Origin of the sequence: Streptomyces clavuligerus (assembly GCF_005519465.1) — a bacterium.
GTDB classification, from domain to species: Bacteria; Actinomycetota; Actinomycetes; order Streptomycetales; family Streptomycetaceae; genus Streptomyces; species Streptomyces clavuligerus.
The window spans coordinates 960,574-978,531 of sequence record NZ_CP027858.1; the positions used below are offsets into that span (position 1 = coordinate 960,574).

A 17,958-nucleotide genomic window follows, 5' to 3' on the forward strand; every position below is an offset into this window, starting at 1 on the left:
GGTGCCCGCTCCGTCCGCCGGGTGCCGCCACCCGGCGAACGGCCGGTTCCCGCCGTCCGGGATGCGGAACCGGCCGAGTGCCGGACCCCGGCGGATGACAGGGCGCCGGGCGGCCGATGCTTCCGGCGAGGACGTCCGAAGGACACTTCCGGGTCCGGCAGGGGAGGCACCATGGGCAAGCAGAATCTGTGCGGCGCGCTGACCAAGACGGGTAAGCGCTGCCGCAATCCGGCCATGATCGGGTACTCGCGCTGTCAGCTGCACCGGGGCGGGTGGACCCCTCCGCAGCGGCGGCGGACCAAGCGGCGCTGAGCCGTGCCGCCGGTCCGGGTACGGCGGTCCGGGGGCGCGGCGGCTCTCCCCCGTGCGGGGGCGCGCGCGTCCCGCCGTTGACGCGGAATCCATGTCTCCGGTGGTGCGGCGGCGGGTGGTGCGGCGCCGCGTGAACCCGGCCGTTCCGCGGGGACCGGGCAGAACGCCGCGGCCCCGCGGTGTGCCACGGGTCGGCGAAAGATTGTGAAGCAATTCACCAAACCCCTTGGCCGGGCGCCCGGTTCCATGCTGAGATTCCCCTCGACTCAACAGCCCAGTGGCGTGCTCGGGGAGGGCGTAGTGGCGCGTACCGCCATGTCTGGTTCCGGAACCACAGCAGCCGACGACCCCCTCCGGAGCGCGGTGCGGCGGCTGCGTTCACGCGGCTGCTGGGCCGACGCAGCGGCACTCCTGGACACCGGCGCGGGGGACGCGCGGACCGCTCTGGAGCGGGCCGCGCTGCTGGTCGAACGATCTCTCTTCAGCGGCGAGGGATGGGCGGACGCCGAGGACGCCCTGCGCACGGCGGAGGCGCTGGCCGGGGACGACGAGGAGCGCGGAGCCGCCGCCTGCGAACGCGGACGGCTCGCGTACGCGGCGACCCGGCTCGGGGTGCGCGACCGTGCCGACGAGGCCCGTTCGGCCCTCGGCCGGGCGGCGGCGCTCCTCTCCCCCACCTCACCGGGCAGGCCGCTGCTCGACTTCCGCCGCGGGCTCGTCGCCGAGCACATCGGGGAGGCCCCCCAGGCGGCCCGCGCCGCCTTCCGCCGGGCCCAGCAGGGCGCCGAGGAGCAGCGGGACGCCCTGCTGCTCTCCTGCGTCCGGCACCATCAGGCCCGGCTGTCGCTCCTCGACGGGGAGCTGACGGACGCGCGGCAGGGGTTCACCGAGGCACTGCGCATCCGGATGGAACTGGGGCATCTGATCGGCGTGGCGCCGGTCCTCGCGGGGCTCGCCGAGTGCGAACCCGAGCCTGCGGCGGCCCGGCTGCGCGCCGAGGCCGCCCGTCTCTTCCGCCTCCTCGGCGGCATCCCCGTCTGGCTCGCCCCCACCCTCGCCGCGGTGCCCGCGCACCCGGAGCCGGACGTCTAGGTTCCGTTCCCCGACCCGGACCGGTCGGACCGGGAACGGGCAGCGGGATCCGGCCGGGGCGCCCGCACCACCGCGTGGGTGCCCCCCCCCCGCTCCGGGTCCCGGCCGGGCCACCGGGGGGACACGCCGGACCCGGCGCGACCCACCGGACAGGCCCGGAGGCCGGCCGGGATGCTTCCCGCCTGCGAGGCGCCCCACGCCGGTGCCTCCCCCGCCCGGGCCGGCGGCAACGCCGCGTGGGCACGCTCCCTCTCACTGCCCCGGGGGCCGGCCCGGGCCGCCGGGCCCCAGGGAAGTACGGCGCCAGCCCGCGCGAGCTCGGCGCGACCCCACCGGACAGGCCCGGAGGCCGCTCGTCCGGAAACGGATCGGGAACGAGGCCCGGCCGGGGCGCTTCCCGCCTGCGGATGAGCATCACACCCCGGGGACGCAGCCCTGCGGCAGGAACGCTCCCCCTCGCTGCTCCCCGGCGTCCCCGCCCAGGCCGCCGGGTCACCGGGGGGAGTACGCGCCGGGCCCGGCGCGATCCACCGGAGGCCGAACGTCCGGACCGGATCAGGGACGGGGCCCGGCCGGGGCGCTTCTCGCCTGCGGGGGGGGCATCGCACGCCAGAGTCCCCGCCCCCCGGGGGAGACGTGCCACAGGCACGCGAGCACGGCGCGATCCGGGTGGCAGGCGCCTGCCGTGCCGCGTCACAGCTCCTCGGGCGGGTCCTCCGGGGCGAAATGGGCCTGGAGCAGAACGGGCAGCGCGAGGTGGTCCTCGGAGGCGAGTGCGTCGAGGAGGGCGAGGTGCTGGGCCGCGTCGGCGGTGAGGGCGGCGCGTGGGGTGCGGGGCCCCTGGGCGCGGCGGTGGAGGTCGTCGGCGACGGCGACCAGTTGCGCGTTGCCGCCCAGGGAGAGCAGGGCCCGGTGGAAGGCCCGGTCCGTCTCGGCGTAGCGGGCCCGGTCGCCGTCGGCCGCGGCGGCGACGGTCGCCTCGGCGAGGGGCCGCAGCCCGTGCCACTCCCCGGCGGGGACGGTACGGGCGAGCCGGAGCACGACCGGGATCTCGACCAGGGCGCGCACCTCCGCGAGTTCGGCGCGTTCCCGGGCCCCGCGGGCGACGACCCGGAAACCGCGGTTGGGGACGGTCTCGACCGCGCCCTCCGCGGCGAGTTGCTGCATCGCCTCGCGCACGGGGGTGGCGGAGACACCGAACCGTTCGCCCAGCGCGGGCGCGGAGTAGATCTCACCGGGCGTCAGCCCGCCGTCCGCCAGTGCGGCGCGCAGGGCCTGGAGCACCTGGCCCCGGACGGAGTGCCGTCGCACCGCACGCGGACCGGGGCCGGGAGGCTCGTCGCAGCCGTGCGCGTATCTCTGCCCGCCGCGGCCCTGGCCCGGCAGACTCAGCAGCGGGGCGGCGGAGCCGGGCAGCCCGCCCGGGACGGAGGCGGCGGAGGGGGGCGACGAAGCGGGAGGGAGCGCGTCCGGACAGCGGTACGACCGGTCCGACGGCAGCGCCGCACGCGTTCGGGCCTGCTCCACTCGGGTCCTCCTCGGGCCGGATGCCGGAGCCCCCGCCATCCCCCGGGCCCCCTGACTGCACGATAGGCGGAGCGGGGCGAAGGTCAAACACCGGGCATCCGAGGTCAAACACCGAACATGTCGGGTAAGGTTAGGCTAACCTGCTAACGATCGCGATTCGGTGGTCCGGCATGCCCTTTCCCACGCTGTTGTCCGCTCCCACGTGCCCGTTCGGGGACACGTATGCCCGCCTGACCGAGGCGTTCCCCAGTCTGGGCGTACGGATACTCGGCCCCGGCGAGCAGGGACCCACGGACCCCGGCTGGGTGCCCGCCGACGAACTGGCCGCGGGCGGGCCCGCGCTCGACGCCTTTCTCGACTGGGACCGCGCCCAGGTGCTGCGCGACTACGGCCAGGAGGCCCGGCCCGACGTGGTCACCGGCTTCGGGCTGCACCGCTATGTCTGGCCCGCCACGCTGCTGTTCACCGTGCCCTGGTTCCTGACCCGGCGGGTCCCCCGGATCGCGCCGGCGCAGGTGGCCTTCCAGCGGGAGCTGGGCCGGATGGCCGTCCGTGTGCAGGAGTTCGCCTGTCTGCCCGGGGACCCCGCGGCCCACCTCCCGGGCGCCCGGACCGTCGACGGCGAGGAGGCCCTGCGCGCGGAGCTGCGCTCCGCCGTCGCCGCCCACGTCGAGCCGCTGCTCGACGGATTCGGCTCCCGGATGCGGCGCGGACGCCGGGCCCTGTGGGGCATGGCCACCGACGACCTCATCGAGGGCCTGTGGTACATCGGGACCCTCCTCGGCGAGGAGGCACGGGCCATCGAGGAGCTGGAGCGGTTGCTTCCGGGAACGGTCAAACCCTTTGTGGGGAAACCCGGTTTCCGCGAACTGACGGGCCCTCAGGGCCAGTGCCTGCCCACCCGCGATCGCGCGACCTGCTGCTTCTTCTACACCCTGCGGCCCGACGACACCTGCGTCACCTGCCCCCGCACCGCCGACCCCGTCCGGGTCGCACGACTGCTTCCCGAAAGCTGAGGCGAGGGGCCGCGGACGATCGCCCCGCTCCGGATGTCACGCCCCGCGTCCGAGTGATATAAATCGTACGCAACTCCCGCTGCCCGTACGGCAGTCCGAGTGAAACCCACCTATCGGTATGCCGTATGGCCCCATTGGCGTTCTCTTGCCACAAAACCCCCTGGGACCGACCGGACTTCGGTCACTATGGCGGCCGAAACGCCTTACCGCGGTGCAGACGCAAGGGACACCAAGATGAGAGACATATCGCTGAGCTGGCTGCTTCCCGGCGGCGTCATGGTTGTGGGGATTCTGGTGGCGGTCGTGGTCCTCGCACGCGGCAAGAAGGCCGCCGCGGCAGCAGCCAAGCCGGAGGACTCCTGGGAACGCAACGAGGAACGGCGCAGGCGCAAGGAAGCCATATACGGTACGGCCTCCTACGTCCTGCTGTTCTGCTGCGCCGCGGTCGCCGCGGCCCTCTCGTTCCACGGTCTCGTCGGCTTCGGCCGGCAGAATCTCGGACTCACCGGCGGCTGGGAGTATCTGGTGCCGTTCGGTCTCGACGGCGCCGCCATGTTCTGTTCGGTGCTCGCCGTGCGTGAGGCCAGCCACGGGGACGCGGCGCTCGGCTCGCGGCTCCTGGTCTGGACGTTCGCCGGTGCCGCCGCGTGGTTCAACTGGGTGCACGCCCCGCGCGGCGTCGACCACGCGGGCGCCCCGCACTTCTTCGCGGGCATGTCGCTGTCGGCCGCCGTCCTCTTCGACCGGGCCCTGAAGCAGACCCGCAGGGCCGCCCTGCGCGAGCAGGGTCTGGTGCCGCGCCCGCTGCCGCAGATCCGCGTCGTGCGCTGGCTGCGCGCTCCGCGCGAGACCTTCAACGCCTGGTCGCTGATGCTCCTTGAGGGCGTCCGCACCCTGGACGAGGCGGTCGAGGAGGTCCGTGAGGACCGGCAGGCGAAGAAGGAGGCCCAGCTCCGCTCCCGGGAGCAGGCGAAGCTGGAGCGGGCACGGATCAAGGCCCTCAACCGGCAGCACCGCGCCTGGGGCCGGGGGCGGGTGCTGCGCGACCCGAATCTGCCCACGCTCGCCGTCGCGAACGCCGGGGCCGCGCCGGGCGGCGGCTCGGGCGGAAGCCCCGCCCAGGCGCTGCCCGAGGGTTCGGGTTCCGTCGTGGAGCCTGCCATAGGACCCACCACAGGAACGGATCAGCCGCCTCTTCCGTCCCGGACCTCGCTCCTGTCCACCGGCTCGACCGCGGCACCGGAAAATGAGCCGATCATGGTCGATCTCACCGCCGAGGACGACACCCAGACGCTGCCGCGACTGGACTCGCTGGAGCGCAAACTGAAGGATCTGGAGAGGCAGTTCGGCTGACCGCTCCCCGAGCGGCCGTCGCGCCTGGGCGGTCGCTCCCCGGGCGGCTGTCCCGAGTGGTCGCCACCCCGATGACATCAGCGAAAAGGCCGGTCCGAAAAGCTCAGACCGGCCTTTCGTGCTGCCGTCGCGACGGCTCCGCGCCTCCAGGGCTTCCGATGTCGCCGTCATCGCCGATGTCACCGTCACCGCCGGTGCCGTCGTCGCTCCCGGCGGCGGTGCCCTGGGCCGCGCGGGCGGTCCCGGCGGCTCCGTGTTCCGGTCCCTCCTCGGACGGCCGGTGGATCTCGAACCAGACCACCTTGCCCATGCCCTGGGCCCGCACCCCCCAGGAGTCGGCGAGGCTCTGCACCAGGAACAGCCCCCTGCCGTTGGTGTCGAGGGAGTCGAACCGCCGCCCGGAGGGGGTGTCCGGCACCGGCAGCCCCGTGATGAAGTCCCGCACCTCCACCCGCAGGGTCGACGAGGCGACGGTCGCGGTGACCACCGCGCCCTGCTCCGTGTGGAGCAGCGCGTTGGTGACCAGCTCGCTCGCCAGGAGCTGCGCCACGTCCGTGCGGTCGCAGCCGCCCCACTGCCGCAGCAACTTCCGCAGTTCCCGCCGTATTTCGGGGACGGCGTGGAGATCCGTCCGGCCTAATCGGCGGTGGAACCTCCGGCACCCCGCCGCCGGGCCCGCCACCCTCGACGGCACCCTGGCCGGAACGGACTCGCCCGCGGCCTCCACGCACACCCGTCGTTCCCGATGTGCCGACGTATGCCCGGCCACCTTGCCGTATCCGCCATGGTGGCCCCCGTGACCCCCACTGCCGGCCCCTCCCTGACGCCCAGTCATCATCCTCACCCGTACGCGGGCTCGTACGCCCGATCGACTCTGTCAGACCGTTCAGTCCGCCCGGTCCGGCGTGTGCGCCCGGTCCGGTCGAGCCGTCCGGTCCATCCGGTCCGCCCGATTGCGTGTGCTGCGATGGACTCTGCTTGACTCTGTGTGCTCAATGCTTCCACGGACAGCATTGCCCCTCTGGTTCGGGGCGCATACCTGCCTCTTCGTCAAGTGGCGGGGAAATCGGTTGCTTTGGTACCGGACAGGGATGCCGACTACGCCGTTCGCCGCAGACGATCCCCGCATCGGACAGGAGACGCGTCTCAGGGCCTGGGCACATTGCGGAGATTGGAACGCGCCATCTGCACCATGCGCCCCACCCCTCCATTCAGCACGATCTTGCTGGCCGAGAGGGCGAAACCCGTCACCATCTCCGCGCTGATCCGCGGCGGGATGGAGAGCGCGTTGGGGTCGGTGACCACGTCGACCAGTGCGGGGCCCCGGTGCCGGAAGGCGTCCTTGAGCGCGCCCGCGAGCTGCCGGGGCTTCTCGACCCGGACCCCGAAGGCCCCGGCGGCGCGGGCGACCGCCGCGAAGTCCGGGTTGACGTTGGTCGTCCCGTACGAGGGAATCCCGGCGACCAGCATCTCCAGTTCGACCATGCTCAGCGCCGAGTTGTTGAAGAGCACCACCTTCACCGGCAGATCGTGCTGGACCAGGGTGAGGAAGTCCCCCATCGTCATCGTGAAGCCGCCGTCCCCGCACATCGCGACGGTCTGCCGGTTCCGGTCGGTGAACTGGGCGCCGATCGCCTGCGGCAGCGCGTTCGCCATCGAGCCATGGCTGAAGGAGCCGATGATCCGGCGGCGGCCGTTGGGCGAGAGATAGCGCGCCGCCCAGACATTGCACATACCAGTATCAATGGTGAAAATCGCATCGTCCGCCGCGAGTTCGTCCAGGACCGAGGCCACATACTCGGGGTGGATCGGGACATGCTTGTCCACTTTGCGGGTGTACGCCTTGATGACCCCTTCCAGGGCGTCGGCGTGTTTCTTCAGCATCCGGTCGAGGAATTTCCGGTCGCTCTTGGCCCGCACCCGGGGGGTGACACAGCGCAGCGTCTCCCGGACATCGCCCCAGACCGCGAGGTCGAGCCGGGAACGGCGGCCCAGGCGCTCCGGCCGGATGTCCACCTGGGCGATTTTCACATCGTCCGGCAGAAAGGCGTTGTAGGGGAAATCCGTGCCCAGCAGGATCAGCAGATCGCATTCATGGGTGGCCTCATAGGCGGCGCCGTAGCCGAGCAGTCCGCTCATGCCGACATCAAAAGGATTGTCGTACTGAATCCACTCCTTGCCGCGCAGCGCGTGGCCCACCGGGGCCTTGAGCCGTTCGGCGAACTCCATGACCTCGGCATGGGCTCCGGCGGTGCCGCTGCCGCAGAAGAGGGTGACCCGTTCGGCCTCGTCGATCATCCGGATGAAACGGTCGATCTCGCCGTCCCCGGGGCGCACCGAGGGCCGGGTGGTGACGAGCGCGTGCTCGGCCGTCCGCGCGGGCGCGGGCTGGTCGGCGATGTCGCCGGGGAGCGCGACCACGCTGACGCCGCCGAGGCCGATGGCGTGCTGGATGGCGGTCTGGAGCAGCCGGGGCATCTGCCGGGGGTTGGAGATCAGCTCGCTGTAGTGGGAGCACTCCCGGAAGAGCTGGTCGGGGTGGGTCTCCTGGAAGTAGCCGAGGCCGATCTCGCTGGAGGGGATGTGGGAGGCGAGGGCGAGCACCGGGGCCATGGAGCGGTGGGCGTCGTACAGGCCGTTGATCAGATGGAGGTTCCCCGGGCCGCAGGAGCCGGCGCACGCCGCGAGTTCCCCGGTGACCTGGGCTTCCGCACCGGCGGCGAAGGCGGCGGTCTCCTCGTGGCGGACCTGGATCCAGTCGATGCCGGAGTTCCGCCGGATCGCGTCCACGACCGGGTTGAGGCTGTCGCCCACGACCCCGTACAGACGCCGCACACCGGCACGGACGAGAAGGTCGACGAACTGCTCGGCGACGTTCTGTTTGGCCATGGGAGGGGCGCCCCTTCCGCTGGGTGACGGACCGTGCGTCCATCAACCCACGGGGAGCGCCGTTCCGCCTCCCGGGTGCGCCGGTGGGCCGCGTCCGGCGCACCGGTGGGTGACGGGTGCGCCGGACGCGGCGGTCAGGATTCCCAGAGGGCGGCGGCGGTGCGGTCGTCCGCGTACCCCTTCACCCGCAGTCCCACATCGGTCAGGAAGGCGGCGAGGCCGGGTGGTCCGGCGGGTGTCGCCCACCGGGCGGCGAGTTCCGCCGCGAGCGCGGGCTCGCCGCGCAGCGGGTCGGCGAAGCCGGGGCCGCACAGGAGCAGGGTGTCACCGGAACGGGCGACGGGGGCCAGGAAGCGGAAGGGCGGTCCGGGCGGCTCGGGCTGCTCCCCCGCGGGCTCCCCCGCCGCCGGGTGCGGGGGTTCCAGGTCCTGCCAGGCGCCGTCGCGGAGCCGGAAGAGACCTCCGGGGCCCGCGCCGAAGAACACCCGGGTGCGGCACTCCGGGTCGGCGGGGATCAGCAGACAGCGCAGCCCCGCCGGATGTTCGCCCGACTCGGCGCCCGACTCGGCGGCGGTGCTCCGCAGTCTGCCGAAGCCCCGGTCGGTGAGCCGGTGCAGCCCGGCCCTGAGGTCGCCCCTGCGGTCCGCCCGGATGTCCTCGGCGAGCCGTGCGTGGCTGCGGCCCACGGCGCCGCCGATCCACCGGCAGAGATCCGCGGCGGCGAGATGGGACCCCTCGGCTGCGCGCGCGCCGCTGGCCGTCGCGACCAGGACGAGGGCGGTGGGGCCCCGGCCGAAGCGGACGGTGAGCAGCGCGTCCCGTCGGGGTTCGCCCCGGTAGCGGGCGGAGTCCCCCCGGATGGACGCGGCGCGCAGCACCCCGGAGCCGCAGCGGGCTCCGTCGAGAGCCGTGTCCGGGGTGATCCGGGCCAGGTTCTCGGCGGTCGCGGCGGGCAGCGCGGTGGGCTCCGGCTCGTAGGTCGGCGGTCCGTCGCCGACATGCCCGGGGTGCGCCGCCGCCCGCGCGGGCGCGGGGCTGTCGGGCCCGGTGCGCGGCGCGGCCGGGCCCAGGGGGACGGCGGGCCGCTCCGGCGCGTGGCGCAGGGGCGGGTCGTCGGGCGGCTCCCACGGAGCCCGCGCCAGCGGCATCAACGGCGGCGCTCCGCCGCCGTCCCGCTGTCCACCGCCCGGGCCACGCGGCGCGGGCACGGGCCCGTCCGCCAGGGCGGTGGGCACCTCCGCGAGCGCGGCACCGGGCCCGGGAACGGCATCCGGTACGGGGACGGCCGGGGACACGGCCCGTGCGGCGACCGGCGGTACCGGGCCCGCCTCCGGCACGGTCGGCACAGGCCCTGGACCCGGACCGTCGAACGGCGGCGGCCCGCACTCCCCCCGCCCGGGGGGCGACACGGCGACCGGCACGCCCGGGTCCACCTCCGGCCCGGAGGAAACAGGCCCCGGACCCCGACCGCCGGACGCTCCCGCTCCGACGACCTCCCGCCCGGGAACGGACACCGACAGGGGTACGGCCGGCACGGCGACCTGCGCCACCGGGCCCGCCTCCGGCACGGTCGGCACAGGCCCTGGACCCGGACCGTCGAACGGCGGCGGCCCGCACTCCCCCCGCCCGGGGGGCGACACGGCGACCGGCACGCCCCGGTCCGCCTCCGGCACGACCGGCACAGGCCCCGGGCTGGCCCCCGCCTTCCGGGGAACCGCCCGGCCCCCGGACGGTCGTGGCGGTCCGGAGTCGTCGTCCTCCCGCAGCAGGGGAAGGTCCCACGCCGCGGGTACGGCGCGGGTCGAGGACGGCTCCGGTGGCGCCGGGGCGCGGGGCGGCGGGGGTGCGGGAGGGGCCAGCGCGTGGACGGCCGAGTCGAAGTGGGTGTCCAGGGTGCTGCCCGCCGTCCGGGCCGGGACCGCCCCCGGCCCGGACTCCTCGTACAGCCGTTTCCACCAGTCGTCCTCGGCCTGCTGACTCATGCGCGTATTGTCCACCGCGGTCCGCCGCCGCAAACAGATCGCGCCGAAAAGCGGCCCGCTCCCGGTGGTGCGCTCATCGGATGGGATCCACCCGTCGAAACGCACCGGAACGGACCGGAAAGAAGGCCGGAATCGGCCGTCGGCCCGGCAGGAAAAGGGCTCCGAGGATGTATCACCGGCGTGCGCTCCCCGTAAGGATTCACGCTCCGGCGCACATCCGCAGGGGAACGGCGAATCCGCCCGGACCGATGCATCGTTACCCGAAAGAGTCACCGTGCCGGACGGGTGGCCACCGTGACGGCGGGGTGCGTGACCGGTGCGGGCCGTCCCCCCGGCGGGGAGCACCGGCCGGAGCGGGGGATGATGTGCGAGGCGTGAATGGGAGGGTCTTGGGGTGCTGGGAGCGATTGGTCTCGACGCGGGGCAGGAGTCCGCGTACCGCGCGCTGGTCGCGCTCGGAGCGGCGGAGGTCGCCGATCTCGCGCATCGGCTGGCGCTGCCGGAGACCGACACGGAACGCGCCCTGCGGCGGCTTGAGCAGCAGGGTCTGGCCTCGCGTTCCTCGGCGTGGAAGGGCCGGTGGGTGGCGGCCCCGCCCGGGGTCGCGCTGGGCGCGCTGCTGACCCAGCAGCGCCGACAGCTCGAACGGGCCGAACTGGCCGCCGCCTCCCTGGCGCAGGAGTACCGGGCGGAGGCGGAGGGGCCCGCCGTGCACGACCTGGTGGAGGTGGTCACCGGGGCGAGCGCGGTGGCCCATCGGTTCGCGCAGGTGCGGCTGGGCGCGGTCGTCGAGGTGTGTGCCCTGCTCACGGAGGTGTCGCAGGGCGAAGCGGTGCAGCCCCGGCCGGGGGTGGCGCACCGGGTCGTCATCGAACGGGAGACGCTGGCCGCGTCCCCGTCCGCGGCCGCACCGCCGCGCGGCGCGCAGCTCCGGGTCGCGGACCGGGTGCCGGGCGGGCTGCTCGTCGCCGACCGGCGGCTGGGGATCGTCCCGCTGACGGCCCGGGGCAGTGAGCCCGCCGCGCTCGTCGTGCACGGCTGCGGTCTGCTGGACTCCTTGCTCGGGCTGTTCGAGGCGGTGTGGCGGGAGGCGCTGCCGCTGCGGCTGGCCGGGGGCGGTGCGCCGGGCCCGGCCGGTACGCCGGGTGCGGCCGGTGCCGCGGGCGGCGGCTACGAGGAGGTGACGACCGGCCCGGACGCCACGGATCTGGAGATCCTGTCGCTGCTGCTGGCCGGGATGACCGACGCCCGGGTGGCGAAGCGGCTGGATCTGGGGCTGCGGACAGTGCAGCGACGGGTGAAGGGGCTGATGGAGCTGGCGGGGGTGACGACCCGGCTCCAGCTCGGCTGGCACGCGTACGCGAAGGGCTGGGTGGCCCGCGAACCGCTCGGCTGAGCGCCGGTCACGCGCCTGTCCCCGCCGGAGCGCCGGGCGGTCGGCGGGGGCATCGGGTGCACGGCGGGGCGCGGCGGCCCCGTGCCGGAGCGCCGGAGTGCCGGACCTGCGCGGGGCGGCGTGATCCGGCACCCTTGGCAGATGGGCGTGTGGCAGCTCCTGCTGGTCGGCCTGGTGATGGTGCTGGGCGTCGTCGGGGCGCTGCTCCCCGGTGTGCCGGGGCGGTGGCTGGTCTGGGCGGCGCTGCTGTGGTGGTCGTTGCACGAGCGCACCGGCCTGGCCTGGGTGCTGCTGGTGGCCGCGACCGCGCTGCTGCTCGTGGACCAGGTGGTGGTGTGGCTGCTGCCGTCCCGCAGGGCCCGGGGCACGGGGATGAGCCGCCGGATCGCGCTGTGGGCGGGGCTCGGGTCCGTGGCCGGTTTTCTGCTGCTGCCCGTGGTGGGTGCGGTACCGGGCTTCCTCGGGGGGATCTATCTCGCGGAGCGCCGTCGGCTCGGCGGCCATGGCGAGGCCGTGGCGTCGACGCGGGCGGTGATGCGGGGCGCGGGGACGGGTGCGCTGGTGGAGCTGCTGGCCTGTCTGCTGGTGGCGGGGGCCTGGCTGGGCGCCGTCGTCTGGGGCTGAGCCAGGCCCCCGCCGATGCGCCCGGCACCGCGTCCGCCATCGGTACCGGCACCGGTGCCGGTACCGAAAGCGGCACCTCCCGCTGAATGGGATTCATATCCGCAGATATACCTCGGATCTCTCCCTCCCTCTCCCCTCCCCTCTCCCTACCTGAGAGGTGGCTCTTGACGGACGATGACCGCCTGCCTACCTTCCGTCAGGCGACAGCTCGGATGAATCGACCGTTCCGTCCACGTAGCCGACCGGGAGGCGCCATGGCAGCAGTACCGTCCCCACCGGAGCCGTCCAGGAGAAGAGTGCTCGCCTCCGGCACGGCGCTCGGCACGGCGCTCGGCGGGGCCATCGCGCTGGGTGCCCAGGCACCGGCGCACGCCGCCACCGCCACCGCGCCCCCGGCCGCCGGTCCGGTGCCGGGCCCGGCGCCCCGCTCCGGGGGCACGGAGATCACCGCGTACGGGGAGAGCTGGCGCGCCGTGCTCGACGACGCCGACCTCGTCTGGCGCCGGGCGCCCCGGACCTGGTTCGAGGGTCCTTTCCTCGGCAACGGCCACCTCGGTTCGGGCATCTACGCGGAGCCCGGCGGGAGCAACGCGATCCGCTTCAATGTCCAGCACTCCGAGGTGCAGGACCACCGGCCGGAGTTCGGCTCGCTCTTCGGTCTGGCGCGGCTGCCCATCGGCCACTTCACCCTGGAACCGGTCGGCACCGTCACCGCCGTCGACTGGCGGCTGCGGCTGCACGGCGCCGAGCTGACCGGCACACTCACCACCACGGCGGGCACGCTGCGGCTGCGCGCGTTCGTCCACAGCACCGCGTCCGTGCTGGCGGTGGACATCGCCCCGAGCGACGGGGAACGGGACTTCCGCTGGGTCTTCCACCCCGCCGAGGCCATCAGCCCGCGGGCGGCCTTCCGTCCGCTGCCGGAGGGGTACCGGGCCAACCCCCCGGCGGTGGTGGAGCGCCACGGCGAGGTGACCGCGGCCGTACAGCCGCTGCTCGCCGGGGGCGGGCATGTCACCGCGTGGCGGGAACGCACCACCCGCTCGGGCCGGCGCACCCTGTACGCGGCGGTGGCGCACGCGTTCCCCGGGACGACGGCCGCACCCCTCGCCCGCGCGCTGCGGGCGGTGCGCCGCGCTTCGACGGCCCCCTACGACGTGCTGGTGGTCCCCCACCGGGTCTGGTGGGACCGCTACTACCGCAAGAGCTTTCTGTCGCTGCCCGACGCCCGGCTCCAGCGCTTCCACTGGATTCAGCTCTACAAGGCGGCGTCGGCGGCCCGGCGCGACGCGCCCGTCATGGCGACCTGCGGCCCCTGGCTGGAGCCCACGCCCTGGCCCAACACCTGGTGGAACCTCAACGTCCAGTTGGAGTACTGGCTCATCCACGGCTCCAACCATCTGGAGCTGGACGCGGTCACCCGGGCGTTGAGCGAGTTCCGCGACCGGCTCACGGCCGAGGTGGCCCCTCCGTACCGGGCGGACTCGGCGGGAATTCCCCGTACCACGGACACCCGGCTGGTCAACGGCGGAGCCACACCTTCCGGCCAGGGTTACGGCGTGGGCGTACCCGGACAGAACCCTCCGACCCCCGAGGTCGGCAATCTTGTCTGGGCACTGCACAACGTCTGGCTCTCGTACCGCCACACCATGGACGTGTCGATCCTGCGGGACACGCTCTTCCCGCTGCTGCGCCGCGCCGTCAGCTACTATCTGCACTTCCTCGCGCCGGGTCCGGACGGGCGGCTGCATCTGCCGAAGACGTTCTCACCGGAGTACGGCGTCGACGCCCCGGACTGCAACTACGACCTGATGCTGCTGCGCTGGGGCTGCCGCACCCTGCTGGAGAGCGCCGAGGAGCTGGGCGTCCCGGACCCGCTGGCGGACCGCTGGCGGGAGGTGCTGGCCCGGCTGACGCCCTACCCGGTCGACGCCAACGGCTTCATGATCGGCGCGGGGGTGCCCTTCGCCAAGTCCCACCGGCACTACTCCCATCTGCTGGCGGTCTATCCGCTGTACGAGATCACCGGCCGCACCCCTGGGGAACGCGCCCTGATCGAACGCTCGTTGAAGCACTGGGTCGGCTTCGAGGGGGCGCTCCAGGGCTACACCTTCACCGGGGCGGCGTCGATCTCGGCGCTGCTCGGCGAGGGCGAGGACGCGCTGCGCTATCTGGAGCAGCTCATGAGCCGGTTCATCCAGGCCAACACCCTGTACAAGGAGTCGGGCCCGGTGATCGAGACACCGCTGTCGGCGTCGCAGTCGCTGCACGACATGGTCTGTCAGTCCTGGGGCGGTGTCATCCGGGTCTTCCCCGCGCTGCCCGCCGCCTGGCGCGCGTTGGTGGTGCACGACTTCCGTACCCAGGGCGCGTTTCTGCTCAGCGCGGTGCGGGAGGAGGGGCGCACCCGCTGGGTGGGGCTGCGCAGCGAGGCGGGGGCGCCCTGTGTGGTGCGGCACGGGATCGAGGGTCCGGTGGAGGTGCGGGACCGGCGGGGCCGTCCGCTGCGGTACGAGGACGCCGGTACCGGGGACGGTGCGATCCGGATACCGCTGGAGCGGGGCGGCTCGGCGCTCATCACCCGGCGGGGCGACCGGCCCCCGCTGCGGATCGAACCGGTGACGCCGAACGGGCCCGCCGCGCCCTGGGGTCTGCCCGGCTGAGCCGCCGCCGCCCGGGATGCCGCCGGGCCCGTACCGGACGCGGTACGGGCCCGGTGCGCGGTACCGGCCCGGGGCGGGTCAGCGCGGCGGACGGATGAGAAGCGGACGGGCGAGGGGTGCACGGGTGTGGGGCGGACGGGCGAGGGGCGCGGCGCCCGCCCGGCTCACCGGGTGCGGAAGCGCAGCTCGTCGAGGTCGACGGTGTCGGCCAGCACCTGCTGTCCGGTGTCGTTGAAGTGGATGTGGTCGCCCGAGTCGTAGGCGGGCAGGATCCGGGCCGGATCCGCGGGGTCGCGGACGGCGGCGTCGAAGTCGACGACCGCGTCGAAGACCGGTGTGGTCCGCAGCAGCCGGTTCACGGCCTGCCGGGTCGCCTCACGGGCCTCGGTGTGGCCGGGGAAGCCCTTGTAGGGCGTGACGGTGCCGCCGATGACCTTCAGCCCCCGGGCGTGCGCACGGCGGACCAGCTCGCGGTAGCCCCCCACGAGGGCCTGTGGGTCGAGCTGTTCCGGGGTGCCCTTGATGTCGTTGACACCGATCAGGAGGATCACCGCGCGCACCCCGGCGCGGGAGAGCGCGTCGGCGTCGAAGCGGGTGAGGACGCTGGGGCCGACGTCGTCGCGGAGCAGCCGGTTCCCGGCGATCCCGGCGTTGAGGACGCCGAGCCGGCGGTGCGGGGGCAGCGCCCGCAGCCGGGCGGCGAGCCGGTCGGGCCAGCGGCGGTTGGCGTTGCCGGTGGAGCCGGAGCCGTCGGTGAGCGAGTCGCCGACGGCGACGACGCTGCCCGCGGCGCGGGAGCCGAGGACGTCGACGCCGCTGAGGTAGTGCCAGGAGCCCGAGGTGGCGGTGTAGGGGGTGCCGCTCTCGTCGGCGGTGTGGTCGCCGCCCGGGGCGAGGAAGTTGGTCTGGAGCGCGGTGCGGTGCTGGGTCGCCTGGCCGGATTCATCGGGTGTGTAGAGCGTGATCAGCAGATTGGCGGCGGCGGGTACGCGCAGCGGTATCGGGTCCGAGAACAGGTCCCGCCCCGGCGGTACGGTGACCGCCCGCCCGCCCCGGAAGGTCGCCGACCGCAGGGTGCCGGGCACCGCGCGGGGGCTCCTGGGCGCACCCGCGGTCTGGAGTCCGGCGGTGGCCGCGCCGATCCGCAGCGGGGTGGTGCCGAGGCGGTTGCTGACCCTGATCCGGATGGCCGCGCCGCCGATGCTGGTGTGCACGACATTCCGGATCGACGTGCCCGGCAGCGGGTCCACGGCGTGCGAGGGCGCGGTGGCCCAGGTACCGGTCCAGCCACCGGCGCCGCCCCGGTGCGGCAGGGGGGTCCCGGGCGCGGGGCCCGCGGACCCGGGTGCCGCGGGCGCGGGGTCGTGGGCCGCCGCTCCCGCGGGCGGGGTGCCCGCGGTGCCGAGCAGGGTGAGACTCACCGACGCCACCAGGGCGGTGAGTAATCGACGGGGTCCGGTCATGCGTGTCCGCCTGTTCGGTCGGGGCCGCGCGACGGCGGCCGGGAACGTGCAGGCACTGTGGCAGAGATCGGATCTCCTGCCCATGAGATGTACAGACATCCCTCGCACGGACGGCCGAGTACCGACCCCCGCGGGGAAGCGGGCCGGGCCGGGGTCAGAGCCCGGCCCGGCCCGCCCGCCGGACTCAGAACCGGCCGCGCTTGAGGGCCGCCGCGGCCCGGCCCTGCTCGCCCTTGCGCCGCCATTCCCTCCGCAGCTCGGACCGTACCCGGGCATCGGTCTTGGCCACCATGTACTGGTTCTCCCGCAGCAGTTTGCGGTAGCTCTCCAGACGGCGGACGGGCAGCGAACCGTCCTCGACGGCGGCGGCGACCGCGCACCCCGGCTCGGTGTGGTGCCCGCAGTCGTGGAAGCGGCACTCCCGCGCCAGTTCCTCGATCTCGGCGAAGGTCTGGCCCACGCCCGTCCCGGCGTCGAAGAGCCCGACGCCGCGCAGCCCGGGGGTGTCGATGAGGACTCCCCCGTCCGGCAGGGGGAGCAGATTGCGGGTCGTGGTGGTGTGCCGCCCCTTGCCGTCGACCTCGCGGGCGGCGCCGACCGTCATCGCCTCCGCCCCCACGAGGGCGTTGGCGAGCGTGGACTTGCCCGCGCCGGAGACCCCGAGCAGGACCGCCGTCCCGTCGCCGATCACGGCCCGGACGGCCGCCACGCCGTCACCGGTCAGTGAGCTGACGGGCAGCACCGCGGCGCCGGGCGCGACGGTCTCCACGTCCTGGACGAGCTGGGCGAGCTGGGCGGCGTCGGGCACCAGGTCCGCCTTGGTGAGCACCACCACGGGCCGGGCGCCGCTCTCCCAGGCCAGGGCGAGGAAGCGCTCGATCCGCCCGAGGTCCGGCTCGACGGCGAGCGAGACCGCGACGATCGCGTGGTCGACATTGGCGGCGAGGATCTGCGCCTCGGAGCGCCTGGAGGACGTCGAGCGGACGAACGCGGTGCGGCGCGGCAGCAGCGTCCGCACATACCGGGGGTCGCCGCCGACGGGGTCGACCGCGGCCCAGTCCCCGGTGCACACGACCTTCATCGGGTCATGGGGCACCACGAACTCGGTGTCGGCGCGCACGGTGCCCTCGGGGGCGACCAGATCGCAGTGACCGCGATCGACCCGGACCACCCGCCCGGGCACCAGGCCCTGGGCGGCGTACGGGGCGAAGGCGGCGGCCCAGTCGTCGTCCCAGCCGTAGGGGGCGAGAGCGGACCGGACGTCAAAGGAAGCGGAGGAGGGAGAAGAGGGAGAAGAGGACGGGTTCAGCGGAGTGCTGGACACGATGAGGGACCCCTTACGAAGGGTGAAGGGTGGCCCCGGCGGGCGCGCTCGGCGCGCGGAAGTGGAGAGGTATCAGCCGGAGACCACGGGGGTGGAGTGGATGATCGTCTGAACGCGGGCAGCGCTCGTCACCGTGACAGTCATCGGTCAACACCTCCCTGATCGCACTCGGCCGGCCGCGCGCGGCGGTCGCCGCGCGGGAACAGCAGGACTTTAACTCCGGGCGGGGCGGGACGCCAAAGGGTTTTTTCCGCACCGGTCCGGCGCTCGCCCGGTACCGGTCCGGCGCTCGCTCCAGCGTCGGCCCTCCCGTCCGG

13 protein-coding genes are annotated in these 17,958 nt (G+C 74.2%); 7 read left to right on the forward strand and 6 right to left on the reverse strand.

Features of this window, described 5'->3' with window-relative positions; translation table 11 throughout:
* Window positions 1-171: 171 nt before the first annotated feature.
* Both CRV15_RS35825 and CRV15_RS03880 read left to right on the forward strand, forming a co-directional pair.
* Window positions 172-312: an HGGxSTG domain-containing protein gene (locus CRV15_RS35825; RefSeq protein ID WP_162925180.1), complete on the forward strand. Its 141-nt coding sequence runs from the start codon at window positions 172-174 to the stop codon at window positions 310-312.
* Between the two features lie 315 nt (window positions 313-627).
* Window positions 628-1,404: a hypothetical protein gene (locus CRV15_RS03880; RefSeq protein WP_044972471.1), complete on the forward strand. Its 777-nt coding sequence runs from the start codon at window positions 628-630 to the stop codon at window positions 1,402-1,404.
* A gap of 693 nt (window positions 1,405-2,097) precedes the next feature.
* Here CRV15_RS03880 and CRV15_RS03885 read toward each other — a convergent pair.
* Window positions 2,098-2,931, reverse strand: a complete 834-nt coding sequence (locus tag CRV15_RS03885) for a GntR family transcriptional regulator (RefSeq protein WP_009997844.1) — start codon at window positions 2,929-2,931, stop codon at window positions 2,098-2,100.
* Between the two features lie 170 nt (window positions 2,932-3,101).
* On the opposite strand from CRV15_RS03885, the gene CRV15_RS03890 reads away from it, so the two are divergent.
* Window positions 3,102-3,947: a (2Fe-2S)-binding protein gene (locus tag CRV15_RS03890; RefSeq protein ID WP_003962262.1), complete on the forward strand. Its 846-nt coding sequence runs from the start codon at window positions 3,102-3,104 to the stop codon at window positions 3,945-3,947.
* A 234-nt stretch (window positions 3,948-4,181) separates the two neighbouring features.
* The gene (locus tag CRV15_RS03895) at window positions 4,182-5,300 is read left to right on the forward strand and encodes a DUF2637 domain-containing protein (protein ID WP_003958761.1); all 1,119 of its coding nucleotides are present in this window, start codon (window positions 4,182-4,184) and stop codon (window positions 5,298-5,300) included.
* Window positions 5,301-5,403: 103 nt separating this feature from the next.
* Here the strand turns inward: CRV15_RS03895 and CRV15_RS36565 are convergent, their stop codons facing one another.
* The 3 genes from CRV15_RS36565 to CRV15_RS03910 form a co-directional block, all read right to left on the reverse strand.
* Window positions 5,404-6,033: an ATP-binding protein gene (locus tag CRV15_RS36565; RefSeq protein WP_372461398.1), complete on the reverse strand. Its 630-nt coding sequence runs from the start codon at window positions 6,031-6,033 to the stop codon at window positions 5,404-5,406.
* 413 nt (window positions 6,034-6,446) lie between these two features.
* A complete protein-coding gene (locus tag CRV15_RS03905) occupies window positions 6,447-8,189 on the reverse strand; it encodes a pyruvate dehydrogenase (protein ID WP_003958758.1) in 1,743 nt (580 codons plus the stop codon).
* A gap of 134 nt (window positions 8,190-8,323) precedes the next feature.
* Window positions 8,324-10,171, reverse strand: a complete 1,848-nt coding sequence (locus CRV15_RS03910; RefSeq protein WP_009997842.1) for a protein phosphatase 2C domain-containing protein — start codon at window positions 10,169-10,171, stop codon at window positions 8,324-8,326.
* A 394-nt stretch (window positions 10,172-10,565) separates the two neighbouring features.
* Here CRV15_RS03910 and CRV15_RS03915 point away from each other — a divergent pair, with 394 nt between their 5' ends.
* The 3 genes from CRV15_RS03915 (at window position 10,566) to CRV15_RS03925 (ending at window position 14,854) form a co-directional block, all read left to right on the forward strand.
* Window positions 10,566-11,567, forward strand: coding sequence for a helix-turn-helix domain-containing protein (locus tag CRV15_RS03915; protein ID WP_003958754.1), 1,002 nt, complete (start codon window positions 10,566-10,568; stop codon window positions 11,565-11,567).
* A gap of 141 nt (window positions 11,568-11,708) precedes the next feature.
* Window positions 11,709-12,191 carry a DUF456 domain-containing protein gene (locus CRV15_RS03920; protein WP_003958753.1) on the forward strand — a complete coding sequence of 161 codons (483 nt, stop codon included), beginning with the start codon at window positions 11,709-11,711 and terminating at the stop codon, window positions 12,189-12,191.
* Window positions 12,192-12,445: 254 nt separating this feature from the next.
* Window positions 12,446-14,854 carry a glycosyl hydrolase family 95 catalytic domain-containing protein gene (locus CRV15_RS03925; RefSeq protein WP_003962257.1) on the forward strand — a complete coding sequence of 803 codons (2,409 nt, stop codon included), beginning with the start codon at window positions 12,446-12,448 and terminating at the stop codon, window positions 14,852-14,854.
* A gap of 164 nt (window positions 14,855-15,018) precedes the next feature.
* Here CRV15_RS03925 and CRV15_RS03930 read toward each other — a convergent pair whose 3' ends face one another.
* Together CRV15_RS03930 and rsgA are read right to left on the reverse strand one after the other, a co-directional pair.
* On the reverse strand, window positions 15,019-16,317 hold the full coding sequence (locus CRV15_RS03930) for an SGNH/GDSL hydrolase family protein (RefSeq protein WP_003958750.1): 1,299 nt from the start codon (window positions 16,315-16,317) through the stop codon (window positions 15,019-15,021).
* A gap of 184 nt (window positions 16,318-16,501) precedes the next feature.
* Window positions 16,502-17,626 (reverse strand): ribosome small subunit-dependent GTPase A, encoded by a 1,125-nt coding sequence (gene rsgA / locus CRV15_RS03935; RefSeq protein WP_029183096.1) that lies wholly within the window; start codon window positions 17,624-17,626, stop codon window positions 16,502-16,504.
* Window positions 17,627-17,958: the final 332 nt, after the last annotated feature.